The organism is Polyangiaceae bacterium, assembly GCA_016715885.1.
In the GTDB taxonomy this organism is placed as follows: Bacteria; Myxococcota_A; Polyangia; order Polyangiales; family Polyangiaceae; genus Polyangium.
Genome location: JADJXL010000009.1, coordinates 1 through 22,594, shown reverse-complemented (window position 1 = coordinate 22,594; position 22,594 = coordinate 1). Strand labels below are relative to the sequence as shown.

General features: G+C 60.2%; 22 protein-coding genes and 3 pseudogenes. 15 read left to right on the top strand and 10 right to left on the bottom strand.

What is annotated here, in order from left to right:
* Window positions 1–68 precede the first annotated feature (68 nt).
* The 3 genes from IPM54_12255 to IPM54_12245 all read left to right on the top strand — a co-directional run bounded on the left by IPM54_12255 (window position 69) and on the right by IPM54_12245 (window position 4,406).
* Window positions 69–2,618, top strand: coding sequence for a S8 family serine peptidase (locus IPM54_12255; protein MBK9260583.1), 2,550 nt, complete (start codon window positions 69–71; stop codon window positions 2,616–2,618).
* A 117-nt stretch (window positions 2,619–2,735) separates the two neighbouring features.
* Window positions 2,736–3,263 (top strand): tryptophan-rich sensory protein, encoded by a 528-nt coding sequence (locus IPM54_12250; GenBank protein ID MBK9260582.1) that lies wholly within the window; start codon window positions 2,736–2,738, stop codon window positions 3,261–3,263.
* 300 nt (window positions 3,264–3,563) lie between these two features.
* A complete protein-coding gene (locus IPM54_12245; GenBank protein ID MBK9260581.1) occupies window positions 3,564–4,406 on the top strand; it encodes an AAC(3) family N-acetyltransferase in 843 nt (280 codons plus the stop codon).
* On the opposite strand, the gene IPM54_12240 is transcribed toward IPM54_12245, so the two are convergent.
* Genes IPM54_12240 through nosZ form a run of 6 tightly spaced genes read right to left on the bottom strand, consistent with a single transcriptional unit; the run spans window position 4,363 to window position 10,635 of the window.
* Window positions 4,363–5,208, bottom strand: a complete 846-nt coding sequence (locus IPM54_12240) for an ABC transporter permease subunit (protein MBK9260580.1) — start codon at window positions 5,206–5,208, stop codon at window positions 4,363–4,365. The two genes, IPM54_12245 and IPM54_12240, sit on opposite strands and share 44 nt — an antisense overlap.
* On the bottom strand, window positions 5,205–5,612 hold the full coding sequence (locus tag IPM54_12235) for a nitrous oxide reductase accessory protein NosL (protein ID MBK9260579.1): 408 nt from the start codon (window positions 5,610–5,612) through the stop codon (window positions 5,205–5,207). Before IPM54_12235 ends, IPM54_12240 begins: the two co-directional genes overlap by 4 nt.
* Window positions 5,609–6,517 carry an ABC transporter ATP-binding protein gene (locus IPM54_12230; protein ID MBK9260578.1) on the bottom strand — a complete coding sequence of 303 codons (909 nt, stop codon included), beginning with the start codon at window positions 6,515–6,517 and terminating at the stop codon, window positions 5,609–5,611. Before IPM54_12230 ends, IPM54_12235 begins: the two co-directional genes overlap by 4 nt.
* The gene (gene nosD, locus IPM54_12225) at window positions 6,514–7,860 is read right to left on the bottom strand and encodes a nitrous oxide reductase family maturation protein NosD (GenBank protein MBK9260577.1); all 1,347 of its coding nucleotides are present in this window, start codon (window positions 7,858–7,860) and stop codon (window positions 6,514–6,516) included. The genes IPM54_12230 and nosD overlap by 4 nt, the downstream gene beginning before the upstream one ends.
* A complete protein-coding gene (locus IPM54_12220) occupies window positions 7,857–8,612 on the bottom strand; it encodes a hypothetical protein (protein ID MBK9260576.1) in 756 nt (251 codons plus the stop codon). Before IPM54_12220 ends, nosD begins: the two co-directional genes overlap by 4 nt.
* A 40-nt stretch (window positions 8,613–8,652) precedes the next feature.
* The gene (gene nosZ / locus IPM54_12215; protein MBK9260575.1) at window positions 8,653–10,635 is read right to left on the bottom strand and encodes a Sec-dependent nitrous-oxide reductase; all 1,983 of its coding nucleotides are present in this window, start codon (window positions 10,633–10,635) and stop codon (window positions 8,653–8,655) included.
* A 78-nt stretch (window positions 10,636–10,713) separates the two neighbouring features.
* Here nosZ and IPM54_12210 point away from each other — a divergent pair, with 78 nt between their 5' ends.
* Complete coding sequence (locus IPM54_12210) at window positions 10,714–10,863, top strand: hypothetical protein (GenBank protein MBK9260574.1); 150 nt, start codon at window positions 10,714–10,716, stop codon at window positions 10,861–10,863.
* Between the two features lie 98 nt (window positions 10,864–10,961).
* Here the strand turns inward: IPM54_12210 and IPM54_12205 are convergent, their stop codons facing one another.
* Window positions 10,962–11,582 carry a class I SAM-dependent methyltransferase gene (locus IPM54_12205; protein MBK9260573.1) on the bottom strand — a complete coding sequence of 207 codons (621 nt, stop codon included), beginning with the start codon at window positions 11,580–11,582 and terminating at the stop codon, window positions 10,962–10,964.
* 16 nt (window positions 11,583–11,598) lie between these two features.
* Window positions 11,599–12,492 (bottom strand): alpha/beta fold hydrolase, encoded by an 894-nt coding sequence (locus tag IPM54_12200; GenBank protein MBK9260572.1) that lies wholly within the window; start codon window positions 12,490–12,492, stop codon window positions 11,599–11,601.
* A gap of 489 nt (window positions 12,493–12,981) precedes the next feature.
* On the opposite strand from IPM54_12200, the gene IPM54_12195 reads away from it, so the two are divergent.
* The 4 genes and pseudogenes from IPM54_12195 (at window position 12,982) to IPM54_12180 (ending at window position 16,722) form a co-directional block, all read left to right on the top strand.
* Window positions 12,982–13,287, top strand: a complete 306-nt coding sequence (locus IPM54_12195; protein MBK9260571.1) for a YwbE family protein — start codon at window positions 12,982–12,984, stop codon at window positions 13,285–13,287.
* 136 nt (window positions 13,288–13,423) lie between these two features.
* Entirely contained in the window at window positions 13,424–14,893 is a 1,470-nt protein-coding gene (locus tag IPM54_12190) for a hypothetical protein (protein MBK9260570.1), read from the top strand.
* A 101-nt stretch (window positions 14,894–14,994) separates the two neighbouring features.
* Window positions 14,995–15,627, top strand: a complete 633-nt coding sequence (locus IPM54_12185; GenBank protein ID MBK9260569.1) for an SMI1/KNR4 family protein — start codon at window positions 14,995–14,997, stop codon at window positions 15,625–15,627.
* Between the two features lie 191 nt (window positions 15,628–15,818).
* Window positions 15,819–16,722, top strand: a pseudogene (locus IPM54_12180) (transposase).
* 384 nt (window positions 16,723–17,106) lie between these two features.
* On the opposite strand, the pseudogene IPM54_12175 reads toward IPM54_12180, so the two are convergent.
* A pseudogene (locus tag IPM54_12175) lies at window positions 17,107–17,671 on the bottom strand (hypothetical protein).
* Window positions 17,672–17,734: 63 nt separating this feature from the next.
* Window positions 17,735–18,844 carry a urate hydroxylase PuuD gene (locus tag IPM54_12170; GenBank protein MBK9260568.1) on the bottom strand — a complete coding sequence of 370 codons (1,110 nt, stop codon included), beginning with the start codon at window positions 18,842–18,844 and terminating at the stop codon, window positions 17,735–17,737.
* Between the two features lie 182 nt (window positions 18,845–19,026).
* On the opposite strand from IPM54_12170, the gene IPM54_12165 reads away from it, so the two are divergent.
* From IPM54_12165 to IPM54_12135, 7 genes and pseudogenes are all read left to right on the top strand, one after another.
* Entirely contained in the window at window positions 19,027–19,605 is a 579-nt protein-coding gene (locus tag IPM54_12165; GenBank protein ID MBK9260567.1) for an ATP-binding cassette domain-containing protein, read from the top strand.
* Window positions 19,606–19,636: 31 nt separating this feature from the next.
* A complete protein-coding gene (locus IPM54_12160; GenBank protein MBK9260566.1) occupies window positions 19,637–20,113 on the top strand; it encodes an ATP-binding cassette domain-containing protein in 477 nt (158 codons plus the stop codon).
* Window positions 20,110–20,364: a hypothetical protein gene (locus IPM54_12155; protein MBK9260565.1), complete on the top strand. Its 255-nt coding sequence runs from the start codon at window positions 20,110–20,112 to the stop codon at window positions 20,362–20,364. Before IPM54_12160 ends, IPM54_12155 begins: the two co-directional genes overlap by 4 nt.
* A 157-nt stretch (window positions 20,365–20,521) precedes the next feature.
* Window positions 20,522–21,325 (top strand): ABC transporter permease, encoded by an 804-nt coding sequence (locus IPM54_12150; GenBank protein ID MBK9260564.1) that lies wholly within the window; start codon window positions 20,522–20,524, stop codon window positions 21,323–21,325.
* Window positions 21,312–21,458: a hypothetical protein gene (locus IPM54_12145; GenBank protein MBK9260563.1), complete on the top strand. Its 147-nt coding sequence runs from the start codon at window positions 21,312–21,314 to the stop codon at window positions 21,456–21,458. The genes IPM54_12150 and IPM54_12145 overlap by 14 nt, the downstream gene beginning before the upstream one ends.
* Before the next feature lie 190 nt (window positions 21,459–21,648).
* A pseudogene (locus IPM54_12140) lies at window positions 21,649–22,059 on the top strand (hypothetical protein).
* On the top strand, window positions 22,007–22,363 hold the full coding sequence (locus tag IPM54_12135) for a hypothetical protein (protein MBK9260562.1): 357 nt from the start codon (window positions 22,007–22,009) through the stop codon (window positions 22,361–22,363). Before IPM54_12140 ends, IPM54_12135 begins: the two are co-directional and overlap by 53 nt.
* The last annotated feature ends 231 nt before the right edge of the window (window positions 22,364–22,594 follow it).

Below are 22,594 nucleotides of genomic sequence, written 5' to 3'. Positions count from 1 at the left end.
GAATCGTATCGACACAACCATTGTTGATGCAAGTTTTTACCGTGCGTGTTCACTGAGGAACGAGTCCCATGCCCATGCTTCGCCGCTTTCTTGCGCCTTCGCTCGCAATCGCCTGTGTCCTTGCCCCGTCGGTCGCTTCGGCCCGTTCGGCCCATCGACCCACAGCCACCATCGAAGGTGCAATTCCCCTTTATTTTGCGCCTCGCCCGGCCGCGGACGGCTCGGGCAGGGTTATACCTGGCCAATCGACGGCGCCGGTCATCATCGAATTCCTATCCGCTCCGACGCAAGCAGACCTCGATTTGCTTCGCCAGCACGGCGCTGTTCTTTCGCTGAACGACGACGGAATGCCCATCGTGCGATCCACATTCGTGCTCGCAGACGTTGCCGCTTCGGCGCTCGAGCCGCTCTCCAAGCTCCCGAATGTCCGGCGCATTGCCCTCGACGGCGCTCCCTTCCAACCTCCCAGACCGCTCGATTACACGGCCGCGCAAATTCAAGCCATGGATGTGTGGCGCGCCGGCCCGGATGGGCTCGGGTTCACGGGCGCCGGAATCACCATTTGCGACATCGATTCCGGCGTCGACGTCTTTCATCCCATGTTTTTCCGAGCTGACGGTGGAGCCCTCGATTGGGTGGATGTCGACGGCAATGGCATTTTTTCGCCCGGTATCGACGGCATCGATCCGGATGGCGACGGCCAGGCCGACGTCCTGCGCGTTCTCAATACCGTGATTACCACGTTCTACGACAAGGATCCCCAATTCGGCAGCGACGATCCTGCGTACCAACTCGGTATGGATTGGCTTTATGCGGATCGAAATGGCAGCGGCGCACGCGAATTCGGCCCGAGCGCGGGCTTCACGGAGGCTGATCCCACCTTCGGCGAACCGCTTTACGTGCCCGACGACGTCAATCGCAATGGTGTGCTCGACGAGGGAGAAAAACTGGTCGCTTTGGGTTCGTCCAAGATCAAGGCCGTCCGATTCGACAACAAGACCTACCAGCGCGGCAAAAACCTCATCATGCTGCCAATCACACAGGACTTCGACCATGGAACCGGCGCGAGCGGCGTTTTGCTCGGCGGTCACCGCGGCCTCACCAATCTCGTAGGAATCGCTCCCGATGCCGAGCTGGTCATGGTCACGCAATCATCCGGTGGAGAAGAAGTCAAAGCTACGAACTTTTGTCTCAATCAAGGCGCACGCGTGGTGCTTCACGAATACGCGCCGTGGGTCGGCTATCCGCTCGATGGATCCAGCCCCATGGAGCAGCTCATCGACGAGTCGTCTGCGCAAGGCGTGTCGCACATCAACCCTGCGGGAAACTTGTCGACATCGGACAAACTCTACAAGCGTTCGGTCCCTGCCGGTCAACAAACAATCGTGCCCATCGAAGCACCGAAGAATTCGCCTTATGCTCCCTTTCGATTCATCGGCGTGTCACTGCTCTGGCGCGATGTGATGCGGAACTTGACCCTGCAATTCAAGGACCCCACGGGTTTCCAAATGGAATTGCCCAATGCGCCGGGAGCCGTATACACCGACTGGCACGACGGCCTGGAAATCTATGCGGAGAGGACCGATTCGAGCCGAGGGACTTCGCGCGTCGACATTTACGTATTTGGCCAGAATGCCAATCCTCCACCGATCCCGGCAGGAACTTGGACGATCACGGTGAACGACCCTGCTCCGCCGGGCGCCCCGGACCTCGCATTGATCGGCTATGTGATGGATGATATGTCGGGCTGGGGCAAAGGAATTTTTTTCCCCGAACATGCCAGTGAAGATCACCTCATTGGGCATCCGGGCACGGCTGATCATGGATTGGCGGTGGCTGCTTACGTCGGGCACGGGTTTTTGTTCGGAAGTCCTGGTGAACGCGCGCCTTATTCGGGGCGAGGTTATCGTATCGATGGGAAAAAGATCCTCGCGATTTCAGCGCCGGACGATCCGATTACGGCGGGTTTTCGTGAAGGTGAGCAAGCGAGTGGATTGATTTATGGCGGCACGTCGGGCGCGAGCCCTCATGTGGCTGGCGCCGCGGCGCTGCTGCTACAAGCTCACCCGGATTGGACGGGCGCTGATGTGCACGAGGCGATTCGAAACGGAGCGCTGGTCGATGAACACGTGGGCCAAGCACCGAATGATGATTTCGGCTACGGGAAATTGCGCATTCATCGCAGCTTGTTCGGCCAAGATCCGCCTGCGGGGTCGGATCCGCGCATTTCAATCGATCCGGTGACGGCATATGCAGGCGTCGAAGTGTCGATTCCGATTGACGTGAGCGACATGGACGAGCCTGCGACATCGCTCGTGCTCGATGCAGATTTGGAATACGACGGGACGTATGACCAGCGCCTCGTTGGGCCGTCATTGCGCTTGACCTATACGGATTTGGGCCGCCGAATCTTGAAGCTTCGAGTGCTCGATTCGACAGGCAGGGACGCGACCGCGCTCGCGATTGTCGATGTCGTGGACAAACCTTTGGACCCGCCCGCGGTCATTGTTGCGGGTGGTGGAGGTTGTTCGCAGTCGGGTGGATCGAATGAATATTGGCCAATTGCGCTGCTTGGGCTGATGGCGACGCGCAGGGGAAGAGGTCGGGGTAGGCAATGACGAGCAGCTTCAAATAGCGTAGTTCTTACTCACTTTCCGCTTTGGTTGGCAGAGACCGCCCGGAACGCGATTTGCTCGATCGGTGCGGGTGGCACGGACGTGCTCGGGAGGACGGCCATGTATTCCGAAAATCGCGCAATTCGTCGTTTGATCGGGGTTGGAATTTTCGGAGGGCTCACGTTATTGACGTCGATCGTCGGAAGTATCGTGAATGTGCGAGGAATGCAATCATGGTACGATGCTCTGGAGAAGCCTTCGTTTCAACCTCCGGGCGTCGCATTCGGCATTGCCTGGACCATTCTGTACGTGATGATCGCCATTGCGGGCGTTCGAGTTTTTCTGGCACCTTCGAGCCGTGATCGCACGCGGGCGCTCACCTTGTGGTTTGTCCAGTTGGCTCTCAATTTCGCATGGACGCCGCTCTTTTTCGGTTTGCAGCGACCGTGGCTCGCGCTGGCCGACATGGTGGCATTGATCTTCGTCACGGGAGCTTTCATCAGGGTCGCTCGTCGAGTCGATTCCGCTGCATCATGGATGTTCCTGCCGTACCTCTTGTGGCTCGGGTTTGCCGCGACGCTCAATGCGGAAATCATTCGTCTGAACCCAGAATGGGCGCGAAGCGCAATGACCGTTCTCAATGGCTGAGAACGCGACATTGCACGGGCGAGCCGCCCTTTTAGCGGCTGTGACTGCGCCTTTTCCGGGGAGACTCGCCTTTTTAGCGAGAAAGATCACGTGTTTCCCGCGGAGACTCGCCTTTTTAGCGAGAAAGATCACGTGTTTCCCGCGGAGACTCGCCTTTTTAGCGAGAAAGATCACGTGTTTCCCGCGGAGACTCGCGTTCCCAGCCGCTGCGAAAGCCTTTGGCCCAGAAAAAGACGCGTTCTCAGCCGTTGAGGAGGCGTTCTGTTTTTCGATAACCCCAGAATGCAGTAAGCTCCACCCATGCAAAGCCCCCTGGACCTCGTGCGGGACCTCCGACAACTCGGCGTTCGCGCAGGTGACACGTTGATGATCCACGCTTCCCTCCGCGCAATCGGGCCCATCGAAGGCGGCGCTCGAGGTGTGGTCGACGCGCTGGACCAAGCCGTTTTCGAGGGTGGAACGACCATGATGGTCCTCGGTGCGCGAGACGATTCGGCCTGGGTGAACGATCTCCCTGAACATGAGCGGGCCGCACATCTGCAAAACGCCGAGCCTTTCGACAAGTCGACCACGCCCGCGGATCCGGACGTCGGGTATCTCGCCGAAGCTTTCCGTCAGCAGCCAGGTACGCTCGTGACCGACCACCCGGAGGGACGCTTCGGAGCGCGAGGTGCGCGGGCAATCGAGCTGCTTCGCGATCCGCCGTGGCACGATTACTTCGGCCCAGGCTCGCCGCTCGAGCGATTGTGCAAAATGGGCGGGCGAGTGCTCCGGCTCGGCGCCGATATGAATACCACGACCGTGCTGCACTGGGCCGAGTATCTGGTGGATTTGCCGCAAAAACGACGCGTACGTCGATACCGGCGCATTGCGGCCGCCCCAGAGCCGGTGATCCGCTACGTCGATTGCCTCGACGACAACGAAGGCATCGTGGATTGGCCATTCGAGGATTATTTTGCGCTCATTTTGAAGGATTATTTGGCGACGGGTCGCGCGTCTTGCGGGCTCGTCGGTAACGCGCGCAGCGAGCTCGTCGAAGCAGAGGACCTCGTGCAATTCGGTGTCGCGTGGATGAATGCGCGATTTGCGGCACTCGTGCTCAACCAACCAGATCCGCCCGGTAAAGATGCCGTTCGGCCCTGAGAAAACTCACCGTACCAATGAATGCGGGCCACACGATGCCCAGCGCCAGGGTCATCTTGGGGCCAAGCGTATTGGCGAGCCAAAAACCAACGGGACCGAGTACCGACAATTCCGGATCCACGCACCCGAGCACGGCAATTCGAGCTGTTTCGACGGGGTTTACCGCAGCGAGCCCAAAAACGACCGCCGGAGGCCACTTGAAACGCAACAGCGCCCCCACAAGCGCAAAATCATGAAGCGCGCTCGACACGAGCCATAAAAGCAGTGCCAAAACCATCGCTCGCTCCGGCGTCCGCGCAACGGATGATGTCCAAAACCCGAGCCCGAGGAAAGCCCATCCGAGCGATACCGTCACGAGAAGACAGCGGGCAACGATGGCCGCAAGCCCGGCTTCCTGCTCCACGCGAAAAGCACTCGCAATGGCAGCCCCGACGAACAACACGAGCAGCGGGCCGAGCACCATGAGAAACCGAGATGCAACCGTCGCGATGAACCAATCTCGCCTGCGAACGGGCTGCGTCAACATGAGCTCGAAAAAGCCGCTTTGGCGCGCTCGTACGACGACTTGCGACGTGGCAACCAGCGCGACGAGCGGAATGGCGAGCACGACGGCATTGGCAATGTTCAATACGACACGGGACAACCCGGTAAAACCGAGCACGCTGCTTTCACTCAGTCCGAACCACACGAAACCGGCAAAAAGAAGTCCGTAAACGCCGGCCGCAAAGAGAACCCACCGCGATCGAAGCGCCTCGGCAAACTCCAGACGAAACAATATGCGCCAAGCTTTCGGCTGTTTCACGGCCCCACCTGCATCTTGGCGAGCACCGCGGCGCGCATCTCGTCATACGAAATGCCCTTGTCCATCGTCGCTTCGAAGCCGAAGTCCATTGGAGTGTGTGCCCCTGCGACATATCGCGCTCGCGTCGCCTCCACCCACTTGTCGGACGTCGTATCACGTACCCATGACTTCTGCGGCTCGACTTTGCGCTCGTGAATCCACCCGATCATACATCCAATATCGTCGAAGTATTTGCGCTCATCGGCGCTGACGATTTGCGCGGCATGACGTTTGTCGGAAATGACCATTGCACAATGCGCACAAGGTTGTTTCCCCCAGACGGGTTCATTCGGCTCGCTGACCTTTTCGCACGCGACCAAGGTCGCAAGAGCAACCACGCTGCCCAAGAACCAACGACGTTTCATGATGCCACCCCGTCCGTTCGTAATGCCTGTTCCGATATGGCCAAAGAAAAGTCTTCGATGGGCACGACGCTCACGTCGAGCACCAAATCATGATATTCGTCGAGCAATTCTTTGATGAGCGCGAGCTTTTCATGCTGGGCCACCCGAGCGGCATATCGGTTTTTTCCCGAAAGCTGAAAACCTCGCGCCGACAATGCTTCGTGAGCTTGTTCCGAGGTTTCTCGAAACAGAATTTCCACGCGGAATGCTTTGAGCGACCTCAATACGTCGGCCAGTGGCGCATCGCGGACGACCCGCCCTTCTTCGAGTTGCAGGACGCGGTCGACGATTTGCCGGACTTCGTCGATTCGATGGGAACAAAGAATGACGATGCTGTCACGAGATCGGCGATCGAGCTCCTGGAAAAACGCATTCCGAGCGTCTCCATCGAGGTTTGCCGTGGGTTCGTCGCAAACGAGGATGGGGGCGTTCGAAGCGAGCGCCATGGCTGCGAGCAGCTTTTGTTTCATGCCGCCGGACAGATCGCGAAAACGTTTGGAACCGCTCGCTCCAAGATCGAGCCCCAAGCGTTTGGCACATGCATATGTGGCATCTACGGGGTTGTCTCGCAAATGCGCCTGGGCGCGAACGACTTCTTTGACCGGTGCATCGATGGGCGGAGCGATTTGGGGGATGTACGCCATGTGTCGCAATGCAAGATGCGCCGAACGAGCCACATCGAAACCGCCGACCGTCACGGTTCCATCGAATGGCAAGAGCCCGAGGATGACGCGAAGAAGCGTCGTTTTGCCAGACCCGTTCGTCCCCACGAAGGCAACGCGTTCGCCTTGTCCAATCGATATCGATACATCCTGCAAGGCAAGGATGGATCCAAAACGTTTGTTGACGCTCGAGACGTTGATCATGGCCGTGCGATGAGGGGAGGGTTGACGAGCGGGGTGGGATCGACGAATATTTTTCTCGATGCGAATGCGGGAACGGCGCGGGCCACGGCGTCAACCAGCCCCATGGCTGCCGTTCCGCGGAAAAAAGCGATCGTCGGCCGAGTCTGCGTCAGCTCGCTCGACAATGCTTTGACCTCATGAGCCACGTCACCCACGCCATTGCCATCGATATCGTATCCCTCGTAATCGCTGTAGTGATTGCTGCGGATGTCCACCCCGAGCGCGTTACCGCCGCCATCGACTTCGAGCAACGTGGAATTCTGGCGAAAATCATTGCCCGTCAGCGTCAGCCCCTTTTCACTACCGTGCAGGCGAAGCGCAACGTCGTTCAAGGCAATGACGTTACCATCGAACGTCACCGGGTCCTGCAGCGTGCGTGGCGTGTTGTCGAGGTACGTGCCGACCGTGTTCGCGACGAGCCAATTGCCTCGAATTGAAATGGCGTCGCTGTCCTTGAAACCCAACCCGACCCCCGCAGCTCCGCGTGCCCCCGCAAGGATGTTGTTTTCGAGGTTCAAACGTCGGCTGTACATCACGAAAATGCCCACGACGTTGTCATGATATTTGCCCCCGCGAACGACTGCGTCGTGCGCATACATGAAATGAGAGCCGTATCGGGAGTGGCGCACGATGTTGTTTTCGACGGTGGTGCGTCGAGAATACCACACGACCATGTCTCGTGAATATTCGACGATACACCCGCGAACGACCGAATCATGAGCTTCCCATAGCTTGATTCCGTCGCCGCGCAAAGAATCATCGTCACGCGGCCCCACGACGTGGACCTTTTCGAGAAGGCAATGCGTGCAGGCTTGAAGCGACACGCCAAACAGCGATTGCTCGACACGGACGTGCGCAATACGAATGCGATCGCCCGTCGCCTTGATGCCGGCGTCTTCGGCGGTATGCCTTCCGCCGGAATTTCGCACGACGACATTTTCGATGACCACGTTGGAAGCTTGCACCGTAACGACCGTGGAAACTTTGGCACCATCGAGGATGGCGCCGTTTTGGCCGCGAATGACGACGGGACGTTCGATGACGAGGTTTCCGCGGTAGATCTGCGGCAGTAACTCGATTTGTCCCGGCCCTCGGGGATCGGCGACCATGGCCCGCAATTCGTCGAACGAAGACGCCACCACGGCGCCTTCGGATGCAACGTCGCGCGGCCCGGCCACGGCGTCTTCCCCGACCCCAACGGCTCGATTCGCACGAGCATTCGGCTCGACGAAGACCAAGCCCACGCTTGCAAGGCAACCGACGAGCGCAATGCCCAAGGTCGATCTGCAAAGCCAACGATTCACGAGCTTTTCCTCGAACGCGCGGACATTACCATGGCGCGAGGGCACACCGCACTGCATTCGCCTGCGTTGGGGCAATTCGAGCAAACTCGGCTACGAAGAAATGCGCTGCCCAAGGCACACACGACGCCCGCGACCGCCAACCAAAAACCAAGATCCGGCGCCGCAAATGTTTCGAATTGACCAATTTTGCCGTTTCCAAACATTTCCGGCGTGAACGCCTGAATCTTGATGGGTGCTTTGGGGTCGAGGTCGTGACCGAACGTGTAGAGCCAATAGAAACTATCGGCGAGAAAGCCGATCGGAAACATGATGGCCGGAATCGCCACGATCTTGTTGAGTTTTTTTCCGGAAAACATCAGAAAGGCAAACGTGACAATGCTGACGATTGCCACACCATATCCCGCCAATTGACGTTCTGTGGGCGCGGCATCGGCAAGGTGCCGCATCCCGATGTAATGATTCAAGATGTCGACTTCGTGAACCTGTCCGCCCATTCCCGTGAGCGATATGATGAGCTCGAGGCCTGACGGATATTGGGGGGCATAGAGCCAGAAATGCCACCAAGGTTGGAAGTACGAAGTGGCAAAGAGCGCGACCGACGCCGCTGCAAGCACGAACACGGGCCACCTCGCCCAATCCCAACGAGGCTTCGCTCCGTGTTCGTGCCGAACCATTTGCAGGTGCACGTGCCCGTCCGAGGCTCCACCACGATCATGCGCATCCGGTTTGTGTGTAACATTTTTGTCCGGCATGACGTTCTCCCGTGGTTTCGTGCAGGGCCCTGAGACAAACCTATTTGGCCTTGGGTTTTACCAAGAAGTATCCCATCATCTCCAAGTGTAGCGCCGAACAGAATTCGGTGCAGTACATGGGGAAGGTACCGGGCGTGTCCGCTATGAACGAGATGTTTTCGTGTTTGCCCGGTTCGAGGCTCACGTTGACGTTGTACATGTCGATGGTGAATCCATGTGTCTGGTCGTCCGCGGTCTCCAAGCTGGTCAAGTGAATGGTCACCTCGTCACCCTCCTCGACCTCGATTTGGTCCGGCTTGAAATGGCTGCGAATGGCAGTCATGTACACGGAGACCTTGTTGCCGTCCCGCTTGATGCCTTCCTTGCCGCCCGCGGCGCTGTGCGGATCGATTTCGCCCGAGATCGGGTTCGTCCCCATCTTGTATGCGGTGAGGACCTTGAGCTTGTCCGCTTTGATCATTTGCGAGTAATGGGGTTCGGCATTGGGTATCGGCATGTCGATGAGCAGCCGCATTTTCTCACCCGTCAGGTCGACGAGCTGGAAGTTTTGCGGAAAGAGTGGTCCGACGGGCAAGAATCTATCCATCGACATTTTGTTCATTGCGACCAAGTATTTGCCATCTGGGCTCACCGTGTCTCCTTCCGCCGAGAGAATGTGGCCGATGTTGTAATGAACGCTCAGCTTTTCCACCGGTTGCTGGAAGTTTTTCCACGACCATTTCGCAACGACGCTCTCGATGAACACGGACGTGTATGCATTGCCCTTGTCGTCGAATACGGTGTGCAGCGGGCCGAGCCCGACTTCCACTTGGCCTTGAATCGCGTCTTTGAACGCCATGATGGGGATGCCAAAGTCGTCCTTGCCCTCGAACTTTTTCGCTTCGATGAGCGCTTTCATCTTCGCGATATCGTAAATCGTCGCGTGCGTATCGAGTTTGCCGCCGACGACGACGGCCTTTCCGTCCGGCGTCACGTCACAGCCGTGGGGGCTCTTGGGTTCTCCGACGAGCGTCAACACGCCCTCTGCAGCCGTCACGTCGATGGGAAGCACACGCATGCCCGCGATGGTCGTCGACTTGCCTGCATTCACGAGCTCTTCGGCCTTCTTCCAGTTGATCACGTGAAGATAGTCCATGTCGTTCTGCGATGCGCCAGATTCGACCGGCGGTTTGCCCTCCATGGTTCCGCCGATGGCCATTTCGGTATTGAACGAATTGATGAATGCCCATCCGTCGCTGTCGAGCTTTCCGGCGTCGGCAAGATCCTGCGTGTACGGAGGCAGTTCCATCGCCCAGCTCTTTTCGACATCGATTCGACCTTTGGCGCGGTCGAACTTCCAAAACACCGCGACGCCGCGATATTTTTCTTTGTATTGCGACAGCGGCGCATATTCACGCCCGAGCGGCGCTGGATATTGGCTCGTCTCGATGACGTATTCCGTGTTCGGCGTGACGAACGCCCCACCGTGATCACTCGCAGCAAGCGGGTTGGGGACGATTTGTTTCGTCATGAAGTCTTCCAGATCCACGACCGCCACGCGCGCATTCGCCTTGTCGTTCACGAAAAGAAATTCGCCGTCATAATCCCCCTTCGTTTCCGATAGATTCGGATGGTGCACGTCCGCCCATCGGATCTTGCGGTTCCCCTGATTGCCCTGTTCGAGAATTTTCTCACTTTCGTTGCCATATCCCCACCCCTGCCACGATTCGGGTGTAAATACGGCAATCACTTTCAGCATTCGCATCGAAGGAACGCCCATGACATTGACGTTGCCGGACTGCCCCCCCGATGCGAAGATGTAATACTCGTCCTTCTTGCCCGTGGGGACGTAGGTCTTGAGCGCCGCCTCGACATCCGCTTCGGTCAGGTTGCGCGCCTTCATCAAGTCCGCGATGGAGGCCGACGCGCCGAGCACGCCCGTCGATTGATTTTGCCGGGCCAAGTGCTTGTTCTCGCAACCAAACCCTGCAATTGATGTAATTCCTAGAACGGCCACGAAGCCGACCAAACGATGGCCACGCATGACAATACCCTCCACTGCGTCGAAAGATTCCGTGACGTTATGCAACGTGCGTACCGAGCGTAGAATCACGCGAAATCGATGGCTCGCGACGCAAAGTTTGCACGAGTCGCCTCCATCGGCGCCCAACCGACGACGCGACAAACGCAATATCTGCGTGTGGCTCTGCGCCAATCATTTGCCGATCGATGGATGGTCAATGGAATTTTGTGTGGTGACGATGTCGTTTGACTCGCTTTCCACACTCGAGCCAATCAAAGCGCAGTTCTACTTACGTTCGTCCAACGAAGTGGGGATTGATTCATTGCGGATTCGTCGCAGCGTTTGCTTCATCTTTGGTCGTGCAACAGGTGCCGGCATGTCATTTGCGTGCCGCCCACTGCGAGCGCGTCGTAATAATGGTTTTCGCCTTCGTCTTCGAGGCTGCGCGCGAGCGCCATTCCCGCGCCTTCGAGCAGCCGTCGATACTCCGCAGCTCCCAGGGATAGGGACGTGCGTCCCGTGAGCTGGTCGGTCCAGACGCATCGCTCGTGCGGCGCGGTGAAAAGGAGGCGCCCGCCTGGCCTGAGCGCGCTTGCCAGACGGCGAACGAGCTCGCGCTGCGATTGTTCGGAGAGCAAAAATAGCAGGCCAATCGCGATGACGCCGTCGAACGTTCGGCCGAAGAAGCGGCTCTGTTCAGCCGCCTCACACGCGACCACCGCGCCGGGAAAGCGCGTCCGGAATGCGCCGACCAACGTCGGAGATGCATCCAATCCAGCGACTTGGAATCCGTCGTCCATCAGGGCCATCGAAATGGGGACCCCCGAGCCACAACCGACATCCAGGACCGAGCCGCCTTTCGGCAGACATGTCGCCCATTGCCGAACGGTGGCGGCCCCAATGTCCGATCGGCATTCGATGAACCGCTCGGCTACCGCTTCCCATCCGTTGGACAGATCCTCATTCATGATGTCCCCGCTGAGTCTACGCATCCATACGTCGATCGCGCAGAAAATCAGTGACGACGCGGTTGAAGGCTTTCGGGTCGTCGCGCTGCGGCCAATGACCCGCGCCCTCGAGCCACGCCAATCGCGCGCCGGCAATGGCGCGCTGTGCCTCGCGGGAGCTCTCCGCGGGCACGGCTGTATCCTTGGTGCCGTGGACGAGCAATGTGGGCGCTTGAATTTCAGACAGGCGGTCGAGCAGCACGCTACGCGTTCCGTTCCACGTGACTTCGCTGCGCTGGAAGGCGCTGAAGGCTATGCCCGCGCCGGGGCGCATTGCTTCCGCGTGCGCCAGGTCCACCAGTTCTTCGGTCAGTGCGCCGGGTTTTTTGAGCAGCACGCCGAGCGAGTATTTGATCGCCGCGCGGCTGCGCATCATTGCGGAGGTAAATCTTTGCATGCCAGGTACGTGCACCGACAGATAACCGAGTTTGCCCAGCGGAACCTTGCGCTGCAAGCCGTAGCTGTCCACCAAAACCAGCTTTTCCACTCGCTCGGGTTGATCGAGCGCCACGCTCATCGCCACGGCCCCGCCCATCGAAATGCCTACCAGGCTGCACCTTTCAATCCTCAGCACATCGAGAAACTCGATGGCGAACGCAGCGAGGTACTCCAGCGTATACGGAAGGTCTGCAGGTTTGTCGGACTCGCCGTAGCCTGGAAAGTCAGGCGCAAAAACGCGGTGAGTGTGCGCGAGCTCGGGAATCAGCAGCTCCCACGACAGGCGCGCCGAGTCGATTCCGCCGCCGTGTAGCAGCACCACCACCGGTCCGGTATCACCGGCGTGGCAATAATGAATGTTCAGCCCGTCGATAGTCGTGGTGAATTCCGCGATGCTCATGCTGTTCTCCACTATCGAGCGCGTCGTCGTCATGAGCTGATGGCTCGATCGCCGTACGTTTGCGAATTGTATGCGATGGCGGCACAAAGCATTTCGTGATGCGACATGAGATGGGCGGGGCCCAGGCACCCTACGACGAGAGCATCGACGGATACCACATTTGCAGCGATACTCAATCGGTTGTTGACCTGGCCATGCTTCGCCGTCGAGAATTTCGTGTTGTCGGCGGTCGATACCGCGCTAGATTGACGGCCCGTGCCGCCCGAATCAGGTCTGAAACACAAGCCGTTCTCGTCGCTGCGTCATGCCGCGCCTGCGCCCGCGCCGAAGCCGTCTGCTCCATCCCCAGCAACCAAGCCGACTCTCGGGCGGATTGTCGTGCGCGACGAATTCGATGCGGCGGAGAAAACGATGATTACGCGCGTCATTGGTGTACCACAGGAATATTTGAGCATATTCGGTAAGCCATGGCGAGAAACACTTGGGCAAACCGTCGCAATCGAGGGGCGCGACTTGCTCGTGATGGCTGCCGAATGCGAGCGCGTTGCGACGCTACTGCGCAATGCAGGAGCGAGCGAGGTCGTGATCGTTCGACAGGCGAATCCAGCGGATGTATCGCCAGCGGGCGAGCCCGGAGGGACGCAGCGAGCGCAGATTCGACGAGGATTGCGCGTGGCGATCGTCATGAAAGCGGATCAGGAAACGGGAGCGCTCACGGAAGGCATTGTGCGCGATATTCTGACGAGCTCGTCGACACATCCACGAGGCATCAAGGTGCGGTTGGAATCGGGAGAAGTCGGGCGCGTGCGCAGGATTCTCGCGCGCTGACGTCACGTCTTGCTCAGCAACGCAAGGCTCAACATCGCACCCAGAATCCGCACGAAAACGGCTCATCCGAGGTAACTCGACGGGGCAAGGTGATCCTCATTCGTGGCACGATGATTGCTGCGGGTCCCGACCCATCATGAACACCCCCCGACGATCCCTCATTTTCCCAGCGATTCCGGAGGATTGCACGCGGCGCGGTGACAACCGCGTTGGCAGCATTGCCTCGCGCGTTGGCGCGGCAGCCCTTTGTTGCATCATCCTCACCGCCTGCGGCGCACGTAGCGACCTCCTCGACGTCGTGCCCCTCGAAGACTCGGCAGACTCCTGCATGTCCGCGCCCACGACGCCGTTCGCGAAGCGCTTTGGCGACGGCATGCGGCAGGTCGGTGCCTCGATCGCCGTCGATCGGCACGGCTATCCAGTCATCGCCGGCGCTTTCCACGGCACGCTCGACCTCGGCGTCGCCACGCTGAACGGGCCTGCCGTGCCGCCGTCTGAAGGGGACATCTTCCCCGAGCCGCCGCTCGCGCTCGAGGGCCGCTTGTTCGTCGCTCGGCTCGCGCCTGCCGGTTGCGCGCCGTTCGCGCGCGCCGTCGCCGGGATCTACGACTCCATCGGCACCACCCAGGTCGCGCTCGCTGGCGACGGAGCCATCCTGCTCACCGCGAGCTACATCGGCGTCGCCGATTTCGGCGGCGGTCCGGTGAACGGCGGTCCCACGTCGACGGCGATCGCCAAGCTCACTGCTTCTGGCGACCACGTCTGGAGCCACGCATTCGGCGGCTCTCAGATGATCGTCACGCGTCCCGCGACGGATGCGCAGGGCAACGTCTACGTCGCGGGGTTCTTCAGCGGATGGCTCGGGTACGATGACATCACGCTCGGCGAAGGCACCTCCTTCGGGCATGACGGCTTCGTGGCCAAGCTGGATCCGTCGGGCGCGCTCGTCTGGTGGAAGATCCTCGCGCTCGAGTCGCAGCCGGTCGCGGGGGCGAACCTCTCCGTCGTCGCGTGGCCCGAGGGAGACGTCGCCGTCGCTGGCCAGATCGTCACCTCGCCGGGGGCAGTTGTCGATTTCGGCGGCGGGCCCGTGAGCGTGGTGCCTCACCAGACCGGCTTCGTGACCAGCTTCGACGCCTCCGGTCAGCACCGCTGGCAGTCGTTGATCTCTCCGCTCGTCACCGACGCGCAGGTCGCGCCGTCAGGCGATCTGGTCCTGCTTGGCGTGTGGGACGGCAAGGGGTTTCCGATCCAGCGCTTCGACACGACGGGTGCGACGAGCACGCCCGTCATGGTCGGCGCCCCCGCTGCGGTCATCCCGTCCCTCGCTGTCGGCCCGAACGACGAGGCGCTGATTGCCGCCGCGCTGGGCCCGCCCATCAGCGGCCTCTTTGCCGCTGCCGTGGCCGTTTCTGGCAAGGTACTGTGGACTCGCACCATTTACGGCCAGAACGAGGACGGCAACCACCGCGTGGCCGGCGCTTTCGGGCCTTCGGGCACGCCGTTCCTCGCCGGCGGCTTCATCGGGACGATGGATCTTGGCCCCGGCGCGATCAGCACCAACGGCACCGCGCCTGACGTCTTCGTCGCCGCGCTCCCGCCCTGATCGCTCACGTCTGCACGAGCGCGAGCGAAAGGTGCCAACTCCTTTGGGAAAAGGTGCCAACCCCTTTGGGAAACGGTGCCAGTCATGCGATGCTCGGTTTCATGAATGGTCTTTGGGAACGTTTGGGATCATGGGCCGCCAAAAATGCCGGGCGGGAGCTCGGCCTCCGCAAAGGCGCGTCGGAGCGAGCGATCGTTGCCGCCGAGGAAGCACTTTCGTTGCGCTTTCCCGACGACTTTCGCGCCTCGCTCCTCTTGCACGACGGCCAGGATGGCGATGAGTCCAGCCTATTCGAATGGATGCCGGGGTGCTCGCCGCTCGCACCGCTCGAAGCCGTCGTCGAGCGCTGGAAGGAGGAACTCGCGCTCGCCGAAGAATATCCCCAGACCGACTTCAAGGTCGTGGAGCACGGTCGAATCCATTCGGTCCTTTGGCACGCCAAGCGCATTCCCATCGCTGGGAATCGATGGTGGGACGGGGATAACACGTACCTGGACCTCTTCCCGGGTCCGAAAGGCAAAATCGGCCAGCTCATCACCTTCGTGACCGAATGCGACCTCGTGGTGCTCGGCTCGAGCTTGCGAGACGCGCTCGCGCTTTACGTGGCGGCACTCGAGAAGGGCGATTGGGTCTTTTCCGAGAAGAATGGGTGCGTGGTGCCCAAAAATAACAAACCCAACGAGTACCCCAATCGCGCCGACCAGTTCGCGACGTATGCGCGAAAGAAGCGCTAGAAGCCGCCCAGAATCGCCCACCGAGGTTGGCGATTGGTAGGCACACTCACAGCCGTAGACTGGCGGGAAAACTGGCGGCCGCCACCCTCCGCCATGGCGGTCGCCACCCTCGGTCGGCCCCAAATCGATCATAACTATTCGAAATTATTGAGCGCCTTCCGCCGGCATACTTCTCGCAATACGCTCCGGCCATGAGCCAGCCCCGCCCCATCCGCCCCGGAGCCACCTACCTCGTTACGCGCCGCACCGAGCGTCGCCATTGCCTATTGCGCCCCGATCCCGCAATGACCCGCTTCATTCTCTACGCGCTCATCGTCTCCGCGCTTCGGCACGGCATTCAGGTTCACGCCTTTTGTGCCATGTCGACGCACTTGCATTACGTCGTTTCCGACCCCATGGGCACGCTGCCGCGCTTTCTCGAGCTGTTCCATCGGCTCGTCTCGATTGGCGTCAGAATTCTCCGAAAATGGGACGGATCGCCTTGGGATCGCGCTCAAACCAGTGTCGTCGAATTGTGCACGCGGCAAGCCATCGTCGAAAAAATCGCCTATACCTTGGCAAACCCCGTCGAAGCAGGACTCGTTCGTCACGCGCACGAATGGCCCGGTGCCAAAACGACGATCGATGACATCGGCAAAGGCACCATCCATGCTAAACGCCCCGGCATCTATTTCAGCCCGAAAAACCCTGAATGGAAGCCCGTGACCAGCCTCGACGTTTCCCTTCCTCCATCGATTTGCAAAGAAAACGCCCAAGCATTTCGCGACGATATTGCCGTGGAACTTGCCAAACTCGAAGCGGCCGCCCACGCACGCATTCCCGCGCGTCGCGTGCTCGGTGCAAAACGTGCCGCGAAGGTATCACCCGAAATGCGCATCACGACCCATGAACCCAGTTGCCAGCGAAATCCCATGTTCGCCGTTGGTCGCGGGCAATGCCGAAGCGGCCCGCATTGCCGCGCGTGCCGTGCGAGCCTTCCGCGCCGCATATCGGAAGGCATTCCAAGCATGGCGGGCAGGCGATCGCTCGGTCGCATTCCCGGCGGGCACATACGCAATGCGCGTGATTCACGGGGCGAACGTTGCAGCATCGTGAGAGTCGAACGCTGACATCGTGAGAATCGAAAACTCCCGCCGACGACGCACGTGACGACATTCAACGTTCGTCCGTCGGCAGCGCACAATCTGATGATCGGGTGGAAATGACGACCTCCGCGGGCCGACGTGCGTCATATTGACCCGCGACCCAACGGCCGAGCGCGGCAAGTGCCCACGTATCGCATGGCATCACCGCGTCTCCAGCCGTCCCCGCACGCTGTCAGCACGGCATCCGCGGCCCATGCATGACGAGCGCGCGAGCAAGCCGCGGCATTCGAGCTCCTGCCAGCCGAGCGCGCTGGAGCGCTACGAGATCCATCTGTACCAAAATCGGCTGGCGCCTCGGCGGGAAGGGCGCGTACGGCAGGAATCTCGACGAGCATCAGCGAATCGAGGAGCATGAGCTCCACACCACTGGAGCGGCTACGTCTGGGCCGCTTGCCCTCGCAACGTCGCGTTCTACCATCAGCGGCGTACTTGGCCGCGTGCGTGCTGGAGCCCCTTTCCTGACCCGCTCGATCAACGCCTCCAGCGTCGGCACCTGCGGAATGCCATATCGCCTGCACACCACGTCCACATTCCTTTGCGCCAATATCCTTCGGGACAACACACGATCACATTGCGACGCACGTTCAGCCCGAGCTCCAGCAGCGTAATGGGCGACTTGGTCTCCGGCGCAAAGTAAAAAGAATGAGGTCCGCTTTTTCCAGCGCGTCGAGCTCCCATTCGACCTGCTCGCGAAACGGCGGAAAATCCGCAGACTGCGGCCAGCTCGAATCCCACGCCTCGCGCCTCGGGTTCAGCACCACGATATCCATATCGCGAAGCGCATCGGTGACCACCGATTGCCAATCGACCGCTTTTCCCATTTCTATGGAACCAGCAAGAAAAATCCGCGGCTTGTCAGCGTCGACATCCAACCTGTCGGGCGGCCTGAGCTCTTTCACTTCTTCTGCCCTTCGATCCACACTTTTAGCATCGCCCGTTCCTCGTCCGTCATCCCGGTCGCATTACCGAGCGGCATGTCGCGCGACACCGACGTGCGCTGAACGATTTTCTCGGCTTTCGCCATGATCTGATCGACCGTATCCATCACGAACCCGGACGGAGCCGCCACGAACGTCGGATGCGTCGGCTTTTGCGAATGACACGTCGTGCACCTCTTTTGCACGATCGTCATCGCCGTCATCGTATCCACCGGCCCCACGACGACCGGCTCCGGCTTCTTGATGAAACTCAATCCAAGCGCTCCGCAAAATGCAACCCCGATGGTCGTGAGAAGCCGCTTGTCCTTGCGCTCTTCCTTGTACAGAACATTGATGTAATGGCGAATGCCCACGCCAGCCCCCATCGCAAGGCACAAGATCACCCACCCGAGGTGATGATTGTACGCAACCGCGAAATGGTTGCTGATCATCGCGAACGTCACGGGCAACGTAAAGTAATTGTTGTGCTGCGATCGCCGCTTCGCCTGCTCTCCGTCGCGTTTGTCCAGCGGCTCCCCAGCATTGAGCGCCTTTCGCATCGCAATGTGGTGCGGCACGATCGACGTCCACACATTGAGCCCCATGCACGTCCCGGAGCATCGCGCCCACGTGAATGTACGCAGCTCGCCCGCTGAATACATGCTGAAAGCCATAGGCCGCAAGTGATACGAACACCGCCATGATCACGAACACCGTGCGGTTGTTGTCGAAGAAAAAGCACACCTCGTTGTAGAAAAACCAGCATGCCGCAATCGACGCGAAGCTGATCCCAATCGCCGCAAGCGGTCCAATGTCCGCCACGCTCGGATCGATGAGGTACGTCCTCGCCCCGTGCCAATAAATCATCGCCAAGAGCAGCGCACCCGTGATCAGCGTCGTTTTCGCTGGCCACGAATGCACGAGCAACCGCTCGGGATGCTTATCGGGCCAATATTGCTCGTGATAATAAAAACTCCCGCCATGGATTTCATCGAGCGTCCCGCGGATGTTTTCCTTCAGCACCTTGTCCTTCGGCGGCCTCACGGACAAGTCGAACCAGTTGAAATAGAACGACGTCCCGATCCACGCGATACCCGCCATCAAGTGAAGCCAGCGGAGCAGAAATCCGATCCACTCCTGAAAAAGCCCCATCATTCGTTCGCTCCCGGCATGCCGAGACTCTACCGCAACGGCGGCTCGATTGGATCGTATTTGTCCAGCCAGCAGACTCGGCCGTGATGCACGCGCCGGCGACAAACCCACCGCGCCCGCGACCCTCCGTACCACACGACGACAAACGTTCCCCCCGTTTGGCTCGACCGGGTATCCTTGCGAACGTGCGCGGTCCGGTCATGAAAATCGAGGGGCTGGGAGTTCGCTACGGCGACTTCTTGGCCGTGCGTGATGCCAGCGTGACGCTCGAACCGGGCGTCATCCACGCGATCGTCGGAGAAAACGGGGCAGGGAAGTCCACGCTCCTCAAGGCTGCCGCAGGCTTCGTGCCGTACGCGACGGGCAACGTGCACGTCGAAGGAAACGCATCGGCCATCGGCATGGTGCACCAACACTTCATGCTCGTCTCCGCCTTCACTGCGCTCGAAAACTTGGTCCTCGGCGCCGAACCCACGCGATCACTTGGTCGCCTTGATCTTGCCACCGCTCGATCGCGCGCAAACGAGTTTAGGAAGCAGACGGGCCTCACCGTGAACCTCGATGCAGTGACGCGAGACCTTGCCGTCGGAGAACGCCAGCGCCTCGAAATTCTGCGCGTTCTCTACCGCGGTGCACGTGCCGTTTTGCTCGACGAACCCACCGCCGTGCTGTCGCCCATCGAAGCTGCAGAGCTCTACGCAACGCTCGGAAAGCTTCGCAAAAGACGGCGCAACCATCGCCGTCGTCACCCATCACCTCCATGAAGTCATCCGATTTGCACATCACGTGACCGTCATGCGGCGAGGTCGCACTGTCGCGTCGCGCCCGATCGATCGTGCGGAAGGCGCTGCGCTCGAAGATGAGCTCACGCGCGCCATCATGGGCGGCGAGCCTCCTGCACCGACCAAGGCTCCAGAGCTCCCGGACAAACCCGCGGATGCTCTCACGATCGAGAACTTGGTGCTCGTCGATGCCAACGGAAAGCGTGTGCTCGATGGCGTCCAACTGTCCGTAAAGAAAGGCGAAATCGTCGGTGTTGCAGGCATCGAGGGCAATGGTCAACACGAGCTCATTCGTGCCATCGCGGGCCTCGAGCCCCACGTGACGGGGACGATCGAGCTCGGCGGCAAACCTTTTGACCACGTACGATCCGCGGAGGACATGCGAGCTCGCAGACGCGCGCCAGCCGTCGTACACGAGGATCGCCACGCCGAAGGCCTGATGCTCGAAGCCTCCGTTGGAGACAACCTGGTTCTCGGGGGAGCTCGGTGATCTGGAAGAGTGCGGCGCAAGAGAAGAACGTCATCGCGCGGCGTATCGAGCACTTTGGAGTTTTCCCAGCGGAAGCAGAGCGTGCGGCGGGGGTCTTGTCTGGCGGCAATCAACAAAAGATCGTCATGGCGAGGGCGCTCGATCGCATCGAAGCAAGCCCCGATCGGGCAGTCGTCGTGTTGGCAACCCACGCGCGGCGTGGACGTCGGCGCGGCGGCCGTGATTCATCGAGCCATCGTTTCGGCTGCTGAAAAGGGGCCCGGCGTGCTCTGATCAGCGCGGACCTCGGCGAGCTCGCTGTTTGTCCCACCGCATCGTCGTGCTTTCGGGCGGGCGCATCGTCGCCGACTTGCCGCCAGATACGCCCGATGACGTCATCGGCCGCGCGATGCTCGGCATGGAGGCCGCATGAAGCCCGCACAGAACCTCCGTTCAGCGTTGCCCATCGTGCTCGCGATCGCGGGCGGCATCTTGTTGTTTGACCTCATAGCATTTGCGTTCGGTCAAGCTCCCGCATCGGCGCTGCGCATGGCGTACGAAGGAACGTGGGGCACGCCGTATGGCATTGGGCAAGTGCTCTTCAAGGCGACGCCGCTGCTCTTCACGGGCTCGACGAAAATCGCGCTGCGTGCGGGCTTCCTTCGCGTTCGTCGAGGCGTGCACGAGATCATCACGGCCATCATGGTCAACCGCATTGTCGATGCGATTCTTCCGTGGGCGCTTGCAACGGTGCTCGGATCGGCGTCGCTGCGCACGGCGGACATAGCTCCGGGCGCCGCGCTTCCGCGGCTCGATCGCGTGTTTCCGTCGCTGCTCGGGAGCGCCGCGAGTTTCGCCTTTCCATTGGCGGTCGTTTCGGTGTTTGTTGTGATGGAACTGCTCGGCGCACGCGCGTGGGGCGCGAAATTCGTTGGGTGGGTTTGCGTGCGGATGCGTGTCGAGCCGAGGATGGTGGTCGAGCGGCGGCTGCTTTTGGCGATGCTCCTATCGGGCGCGGTCGCGGCGCTTGCGGTATCGTCGACCGCATTGGGTTACAAGGTTCTTACGAATTGGGACTCGGGGCCGGCGCAGGATGGAGCGGCATTGCGGTTGCAATGCTCGGACGCGGCAAGGCCATTGGCATCGTGCTCGCGGCGGTTTTTCTCGGGAACGCTCGAGCAGCGGGGTCTTGCGGTCAATGCGCGTGCCGAAGGAAGCCATGGATGTGCTTGAAGCAGCGCTCATTGTGCTCGTCGCGGTATCGACGCGAGCTGCGGCGAAGGAGGAGGCAACGAGAAAGGGCAATCGGGAGCCACCTGAAGAAAAGCCTGCGCTCGTCGCAGCGGCCAAGGAGGCAGCGCGATGAGCTCGATCGTATCGCTCACGATGCTCGCGGAATCCATACGCATTGCCGTGCCCTATACGTGTGCCGCCATTGCGGGGGTATGGGCCGAACGATCGGGCGTCATTCAGATTGGGCTCGAGGGCATTCTGCTCACGGGTGCATTTTCATCGGTGGCCGTTGCTTATGACGGGCAGCGCATCGCCCGGGCTCGTTGCGGCCCATTGGATCGGGCATTGCCGTATCGCTCGGCCATGGATTGCTCACGGAGAAGGCGCGTATTCACGCGGTCATCAGTGGCATTGCCATCAATTTGTTGGCTTTGGCGACGACGCGCATGGGTTTGCGCGCGCTTTACGACAGCTCGTCGAATTCGCCATCGATTGAAGGGTTTCGGTTTGGTCCGACCGGAGCGACCGGGCATTCGATGTTGGCGCGTGTGCTCGTCGATCCTGTCTTCATTTGCGCTGTCATTGCATTGATAGCGACGCCGTATCTCATGCAAAACACGCGGTTTGGCTTGCGTGTACGAGCGGCGGGGGAAAACCCGGTTGCGGCATCGAGCGTCGGGATTGGCATCACGAAAACGCGTCTTGCGGCGCTGGCGGTATCGGGGCGATATGCGCTTGGCGGGAGCGCATTTGGCCTACGATCAGCACCGGTTCGAGTCTGGCATGTCGGCGGGGCGCGGATTCATTGCGCTTGCGGCGGTCGTCGTTGGCGGCTGGCGAGCGAGCTGGGCGGCACTCGCGTGCCTTGTCTTCGGGACGCTCGAAGCGCTGCAAATTGCGCTCCAGGATCAAGCTCGGAAGAGCATGGTGGGGGACTTGGTGCAGGCATTGCCATATTTGGCGACGCTTTTGGTGCTCGCGTTTGCGAAAAGGCGTAGTGGCGCTCCCGAGGGGCTTGGGAAACACGCGACGGAGTAGGAAATATTCATCATTCTCGAGCAGAGCTCGAGTGACTTTACAACACACTCGTCGGGCTCATCGGGGTCATCGATGGATTCGGCAAGCATGCGCTCGATTGGTTGACGCCTTTGGGCACAACAATATCCATGACGCGAAGTCGCAAGCGATTTCTTTCGGCCGCGAGGTTCGCACGTGACGCGCAGTCGACGCACTGTGCACTGGCGGAGCGATTTGCTCGACGCTCACCTT

Excerpts from the sequence above, each read along its gene's own strand:
- IPM54_12255 (MBK9260583.1), top strand. The coding sequence starts at position 69 with ATGCCCATGCTTCGCCGCTTTCTTGCGCCTTCGCTCGCAATCGCCTGT.
- IPM54_12250 (MBK9260582.1), top strand. The coding sequence starts at position 2,736 with ATGTATTCCGAAAATCGCGCAATTCGTCGTTTGATCGGGGTTGGAATT.
- IPM54_12245 (MBK9260581.1), top strand. The coding sequence starts at position 3,564 with ATGCAAAGCCCCCTGGACCTCGTGCGGGACCTCCGACAACTCGGCGTT.
- IPM54_12235 (MBK9260579.1), bottom strand. The coding sequence starts at position 5,612 with ATGAAACGTCGTTGGTTCTTGGGCAGCGTGGTTGCTCTTGCGACCTTG.
- IPM54_12230 (MBK9260578.1), bottom strand. The coding sequence starts at position 6,517 with ATGATCAACGTCTCGAGCGTCAACAAACGTTTTGGATCCATCCTTGCC.
- IPM54_12220 (MBK9260576.1), bottom strand. The coding sequence starts at position 8,612 with ATGCCGGACAAAAATGTTACACACAAACCGGATGCGCATGATCGTGGT.
- nosZ (MBK9260575.1), bottom strand. The coding sequence starts at position 10,635 with ATGCGTGGCCATCGTTTGGTCGGCTTCGTGGCCGTTCTAGGAATTACA.
- IPM54_12210 (MBK9260574.1), top strand. The coding sequence starts at position 10,714 with ATGGCTCGCGACGCAAAGTTTGCACGAGTCGCCTCCATCGGCGCCCAA.
- IPM54_12205 (MBK9260573.1), bottom strand. The coding sequence starts at position 11,582 with ATGAATGAGGATCTGTCCAACGGATGGGAAGCGGTAGCCGAGCGGTTC.
- IPM54_12200 (MBK9260572.1), bottom strand. The coding sequence starts at position 12,492 with ATGACGACGACGCGCTCGATAGTGGAGAACAGCATGAGCATCGCGGAA.
- IPM54_12195 (MBK9260571.1), top strand. The coding sequence starts at position 12,982 with ATGGCTGCCGAATGCGAGCGCGTTGCGACGCTACTGCGCAATGCAGGA.
- IPM54_12190 (MBK9260570.1), top strand. The coding sequence starts at position 13,424 with ATGAACACCCCCCGACGATCCCTCATTTTCCCAGCGATTCCGGAGGAT.
- IPM54_12185 (MBK9260569.1), top strand. The coding sequence starts at position 14,995 with ATGAATGGTCTTTGGGAACGTTTGGGATCATGGGCCGCCAAAAATGCC.
- IPM54_12170 (MBK9260568.1), bottom strand. The coding sequence starts at position 18,844 with ATGATGGGGCTTTTTCAGGAGTGGATCGGATTTCTGCTCCGCTGGCTT.
- IPM54_12160 (MBK9260566.1), top strand. The coding sequence starts at position 19,637 with ATGCGGCGAGGTCGCACTGTCGCGTCGCGCCCGATCGATCGTGCGGAA.
- IPM54_12150 (MBK9260564.1), top strand. The coding sequence starts at position 20,522 with ATGAAGCCCGCACAGAACCTCCGTTCAGCGTTGCCCATCGTGCTCGCG.
- IPM54_12145 (MBK9260563.1), top strand. The coding sequence starts at position 21,312 with ATGGATGTGCTTGAAGCAGCGCTCATTGTGCTCGTCGCGGTATCGACG.